The sequence below is a fragment of the Pseudoalteromonas sp. ESRF-bin5 genome, assembly GCF_002632075.1.
Classification (GTDB): domain Bacteria; phylum Pseudomonadota; class Gammaproteobacteria; order Enterobacterales; family Alteromonadaceae; genus Pseudoalteromonas; species Pseudoalteromonas marina.
In genome coordinates, this window is sequence record NZ_NTLW01000239.1 from 1 (window position 1) to 4980 (window position 4980).

The 4980-nt window shown below is 36.4% G+C and carries 6 protein-coding genes and 2 pseudogenes; 4 read left to right on the forward strand and 4 right to left on the reverse strand.

What is annotated here, in order from left to right; genetic code table 11:
• From BCG07_RS14875 to BCG07_RS14885, 3 genes and pseudogenes are all read right to left on the reverse strand, one after another.
• A pseudogene (locus BCG07_RS14875) lies at window positions 1–117 on the reverse strand (SMC-Scp complex subunit ScpB); the annotation flags it as partial.
• A gap of 148 nt (window positions 118–265) precedes the next feature.
• Complete coding sequence (locus BCG07_RS14880) at window positions 266–787, reverse strand: EF-hand domain-containing protein (RefSeq protein ID WP_039036865.1); 522 nt, start codon at window positions 785–787, stop codon at window positions 266–268.
• Between the two features lie 217 nt (window positions 788–1004).
• Complete coding sequence (locus BCG07_RS14885; RefSeq protein WP_008131524.1) at window positions 1005–1436, reverse strand: hypothetical protein; 432 nt, start codon at window positions 1434–1436, stop codon at window positions 1005–1007.
• Between the two features lie 240 nt (window positions 1437–1676).
• Between BCG07_RS14885 and xthA the strand changes: the two genes are divergently transcribed.
• Genes xthA through rlmA form a run of 3 tightly spaced genes read left to right on the forward strand, consistent with a single transcriptional unit; the run spans window position 1677 to window position 3930 of the window.
• Window positions 1677–2483: an exodeoxyribonuclease III gene (gene xthA, locus BCG07_RS14890; RefSeq protein ID WP_039036864.1), complete on the forward strand. Its 807-nt coding sequence runs from the start codon at window positions 1677–1679 to the stop codon at window positions 2481–2483.
• Between the two features lie 5 nt (window positions 2484–2488).
• Window positions 2489–3136, forward strand: a complete 648-nt coding sequence (locus BCG07_RS14895) for an energy-coupling factor ABC transporter permease (protein ID WP_039036863.1) — start codon at window positions 2489–2491, stop codon at window positions 3134–3136.
• On the forward strand, window positions 3133–3930 hold the full coding sequence (gene rlmA / locus BCG07_RS14900; RefSeq protein ID WP_276755053.1) for a 23S rRNA (guanine(745)-N(1))-methyltransferase: 798 nt from the start codon (window positions 3133–3135) through the stop codon (window positions 3928–3930). The genes BCG07_RS14895 and rlmA overlap by 4 nt, the downstream gene beginning before the upstream one ends.
• 16 nt (window positions 3931–3946) lie before the next feature.
• On the opposite strand, the gene yfbV is transcribed toward rlmA, so the two are convergent.
• On the reverse strand, window positions 3947–4393 hold the full coding sequence (yfbV, locus tag BCG07_RS14905; RefSeq protein ID WP_006792170.1) for a terminus macrodomain insulation protein YfbV: 447 nt from the start codon (window positions 4391–4393) through the stop codon (window positions 3947–3949).
• Between the two features lie 282 nt (window positions 4394–4675).
• Between yfbV and BCG07_RS14910 the strand changes: the two are divergent.
• A pseudogene (locus BCG07_RS14910) lies at window positions 4676–4980 on the forward strand (acetate kinase); the annotation flags it as partial.

A 4980-nucleotide genomic window follows, 5' to 3' on the forward strand; every position in this document is an offset into this window, starting at 1 on the left:
AATATCCACTAAAACAGTGTCTTTAATATGGCGTTTACTTATGGGTTTGTCTGCAACAAAAATCGCAGCCTCAATGATTTCAACCAACTGCTCATCACTAATTCGCCGCCCAGCCATATACACTCTTAATAAATAAAAATACACAGCCATCTATTATGACAGAACAACCACTAACTAGGAAAATATATCTGGCAATTATCTAAAATTAGCCATAAAAAAAGCCAGTTAAAATAACTGGCTTTGATTTTTATGTTCTGAATTTTAATTAGCTGTGTTTAATTGACTCTAACGCTTCGTCTTCAGCTACAGATTTACCATATTTATTTATGTAGCCCATAAACTCATTTTTACTAATTCGCTTGTCTTCGTTTTTGTCCATATAACCAAAGTGATTTGAAATATCGTCGTCATTGCCTTCAACAACTGATATGTAACCATTACTATCGTTATCTAAACTGGCAAAACTACTTTCAATTTTGTCAAATTTTGCAATTTCAGCTTTAAAGGCTGATTCACTTACATCACTATCGGTTGCAACCTTGCCAGTGTTTAACTGCATGTAAGCATTAAATTCTTTACGACTAATTTCTTCATCCATATTGGTGTCGATATTTGAAAAGTGACCCCAAATATTATCGTCGTCAGCTTCAACTTTTGAAATAAAACCATCACTGTCGTTGTCTAGGCTTGCAAAGTCGCTGTCTATTTTATCAAGACCTTGATTAGATGCGCAGGCTGCTAAACTTAATGTTGCTAGAATAGTTGTTGCTAATGTTAACTTTTTCATAAGACGTGTCCTTCGTTGTTAATAAATGTCACAACAACTAATACAAGTCTGGTGCCAAAATAAAATAAATATAAATTTCAACACCTTATAATGCACCCGTATATTTTTCACTCTATTTTCAATACATTAGCCTTGAAACCTTTTCAACCAACCTTGTAAATTTTGCAAAAAAAGCCCAGCTGTAAAAGCTGGGCTCTCATTAATTTTGTCGTGCTAATTAAATTGCAGCGTTTTGATAACGCTTAACAAAGTCAGTAACTTTCTGACCGTTACATTTAAGCGAGTTTAAGTTACCTATTTTTTGGCGCACTGGCGCTAAACCTTGCTTTAATGCAGTCATACATAATTGAGTTTCTTGTTGAGCATCTTTAGCAAACACTTCTACTTTGTTTTCAGTTATGTTGTTTGTTGAATCTTTCTTTGCAATATCACGAATATCTTGGCCGTTACACATGATGCTTTGTGAGAAGCGTGATAAGTATACATTGTGCTTAGCTGCTAATTTACGTGCTGCAGAAAAACCTTCGTTTGCGCTTAATACACACAGCTTAGACTCAATAGAGCTGTCTTGGCTAAAGTAAGTGTTACTTTGAGCTGAAACAGAAGAAGATGCTAATAATGTTGCCGCTAAAAATAATTGTGCTTTCATGAGAGATCCTATGTGAACGAGTTTGCCAATGAATTTGCGCGCATTATATAGCCAATTTTAAGCAGATCAATTGAATTATTTATTTATTTTATAAATTAATACAACATTAACAATGTTTAAACTTTCACCACCATTTGATCAACATTTGCGCAGCTATTTTGTCATTTCAGACATGTTATGTAAGCTAAATTACTGATACAATTTGCTATCAAAATGAGAACAAATTTAAAGGTAAATCGAATGAAAGTGATTTCTTTCAATATCAATGGTCTGCGTGCTCGTCTTCACCAATTACAAGCTGTTATTGATAAACATCAACCAGACGTAATTGGCTTGCAAGAGATTAAAGTTCATGATGAAGCGTTTCCATTAGACGATGTTCAAAAAATGGGGTACCACGTCTACTTTCACGGTCAAAAAGCACATTACGGCGTAGCTATGTTATGCAAAAAAGAGCCAAAATCGGTCTTAAAAGGGTTTGCTACCGACACAGAAGAGTCGCAAAAGCGCATGATCAGTGTCACTATTGAACAAGATAACGGTCGCGACATTACCGTTATGAATGGTTATTTCCCGCAAGGCGATAACATCAATCACGAAACTAAATTCCCCTATAAACGTCAATTTTATAAAGATTTGATGACACATCTAGATACAAACCTCACTCCCGATCAGGATGTAGTTGTTATGGGCGACATAAATATATCACCTACAGATTTAGACATAGGTATTGGTGAGGTCAACGCTAAACGCTGGCTAAAAACAGGTAAGTGCTCTTTCCAACCAGAGGAACGTCAATGGCTATCAACACTTTTAGATTGGGGATTTAAAGATACCTTCAGAGAACTCTATCCTGATGTTAACGATCAATACTCATGGTTTGATTACCGCTCTAAAGGCTTTTTAGATAATCGCGGTCTGCGAATTGATGTTGTACTTGCAACTCAATCACTTGCTGAGCGTTGTATTGACTCAGGAATTGACTATGAGCTGCGTGCAATTGATAAACCATCAGATCATGCGCCAATTTGGTCAACGTTCAAGTAGCTATAATGTTAAACACTGAAATACAAGGGCTGATGTGGGTCCTTGTACTTGCTATTGCGATTTTTAGTTTCGACAAAAACACCTATAAATCGCTTTATAAAACGTCTGCTAGGCAAACAGGTGTATTAGCCTGTGCGCTTGTATTTGCACTACTGTGGCGTATTAAAGCCGGTATTTTAACTGGCCTTGACCTGCACATACTTGGTATTACTGCAGCCACCTTAATATTGGGCTGGCGGCTAGCCATTTTGAGTAGCCTACTGGCAAGTGCCTTGTTGTTTTCATTTGGGCAGGTTAGTTTTAACCTTTTACCTGTACAAATACTTATTGGCGCTTTTATTCCCATATTATTGAGTTATTTAAGTTTTGTTGTGTGCTATCACTATTTACCAAAACATTTTTTTGTTTATATATTTGTTTGTGCCTTCATAACAGCTGGGTTTATAGCGTGCATAAAGATATCTTTAGGTGCCCTCTTTTATTTCTCTTTAGGTCAGTATAATTGGCAAGAACTTGCCGATAATTACGTTTATTTAAGTGCTATAATTTGGTTTCCAGAAGCCATGTTGAACGGAATGGCCATCACCATTTTAATTACATACCGTCCCCACTGGGTTAAAACTTTTTACGACAAGGATTACCTAGACTCATGAGTCTTGAATATCAATGCCCTTTATGTAGCAAATCGCTAACAAAAACTCAAAATACACTGCGCTGTGAAAGCAACCACAGTTTTGATTTTGCCAAAGAAGGCTACGTTAACTTACTGCCTGTTCAAAACAAAAACTCTAAACAACCTGGTGACTCGCTTGAAATGGTGCAAGCAAGGCGCACATTTTTAGAGCAAGGTTTTTATGCATTCTTACAACAAGCACTTAGCGATATAACAAGTACTATAAAAGGTAATAATATTATTGATTTAGGGTGTGGCGAAGGGTTTTACACCCACGCTATTGCTAATAATACTCAAGCGCAAGTTTATGGTGTAGATATTTCAAAGTCAGCTATAAAATACGCAGCTAAACGTTACCCCAACTGCAGTTTTAGCGTTGCCTCAATCAGTCAAGCCCCTTTTAAAGAAGGGTTTGCTGATATTCTTATAAGTGTATTTGCACCTTTATTTACTAAAGAGCTAGAAAGACTCGCTAAACCTAATGCTACGCTTGTCGTGGCAAGCCCTGGGCCATGGCATTTAAAAGAGTTAAAAGCTTATATTTACCAATCAGTAAGCGAGCATACGAAAGTAGATGTGCCTGAAGGTTTTACAGAAACTCACCAAGATTTGATCACTCAACAGGTAACACTGAGTATTAACGATGTTAGAAACCTGATAATGATGACACCGTTTGCGTGGAAATTTAGACCTGAGCACTGGGAAACACTAGAAGAGAAAGGTGAACACCATGTCACCTTGTCGTTTTATATAACGCAATTTCAAAAAGCGTGATTAGTAGAAGCGTTTATTAAAACTGTTCTTTAGTGAACGCTTTATCCATTTTTTCAAACATATCTTTAAGTAAAGTTGCAAGCTCCAAATACCGGGGCTTTTTTTCACTTAACTTAGCTTGATAACCATTAGCAACCATTTTTGTATGAAGCTCTTTGTACCAACTTAGCATGGCTGGGTCTAATGGGGTTTGTGCTCGTTTACCCAACCACAATAAACCTTGTAGAGGTAAAGATAAGAAAAACAATGCACTGGCAATGGCTTGTGGTAAAAAATCAGGGCCAAGGTAGTTGAGTTGAAAAAATAATGTCAACATAGCAAGAATCGGCATAACAGTAATGGCAAGTTCTGTTGCTCTAATTACCCTAAACTCACTAAACAATGGAGCTAACTCTTTTCGCATTGGCCATTGTTTTGCGTACTGTCTACCAATTTGAACTTGTGACATCACACTTTTTTGCATCATGACTCCTCACAATTACTAAATTCAATATATAAATTAGCTCGTATTTTACAAAGTGTAACACAAATACGGCGGGTTTCACTTAATCAGTAAAAGTGCTTAATTATGCTGTTAAATTGTGCAAAATACTAAACTAAATACATCAAATAGTTTAAAATATAAAACTTATTCATGGGTCTAACGACCTTGTTTATAATATCTTTAGCCTTTTAATTAAGACCTGAGTGTAACAGTAAATAATTAATGTTCACTTACTAAACTTTATTTATGGAAATTATATCTATGCCAACACCCGCTCCTAAGTCACAACATGTTTTAGTATTAAACTGTGGTAGCTCAAGTTTAAAGTTTGCCATTATTGATGCAAACACCGGCCATGAAATTATATCGGGCTTAGCAGAGCGACTAGGTGCAGCAACTCCGTCGGTAAAGTATAAATACAAAGGTGATAAAACACTTATTGATTTAGCACCAGAGCAAGCTCACGCTGAGGCTATTAATACGCTAGTAACGTTAATAAAAGATCACAAACTAGATGAACAGCTAATTGCTGTTGGTCATCGTGTTGTTCACGGTGGCGAGCACTT

Excerpts from the sequence above, each read along its gene's own strand:
- BCG07_RS14895 (WP_039036863.1), top strand. The coding sequence starts at position 2,489 with ATGTTAAACACTGAAATACAAGGGCTGATGTGGGTCCTTGTACTTGCT.
- BCG07_RS14880 (WP_039036865.1), bottom strand. The coding sequence starts at position 787 with ATGAAAAAGTTAACATTAGCAACAACTATTCTAGCAACATTAAGTTTA.
- BCG07_RS14885 (WP_008131524.1), bottom strand. The coding sequence starts at position 1,436 with ATGAAAGCACAATTATTTTTAGCGGCAACATTATTAGCATCTTCTTCT.
- yfbV (WP_006792170.1), bottom strand. The coding sequence starts at position 4,393 with ATGCAAAAAAGTGTGATGTCACAAGTTCAAATTGGTAGACAGTACGCA.
- xthA (WP_039036864.1), top strand. The coding sequence starts at position 1,677 with ATGAAAGTGATTTCTTTCAATATCAATGGTCTGCGTGCTCGTCTTCAC.
- rlmA (WP_276755053.1), top strand. The coding sequence starts at position 3,133 with ATGAGTCTTGAATATCAATGCCCTTTATGTAGCAAATCGCTAACAAAA.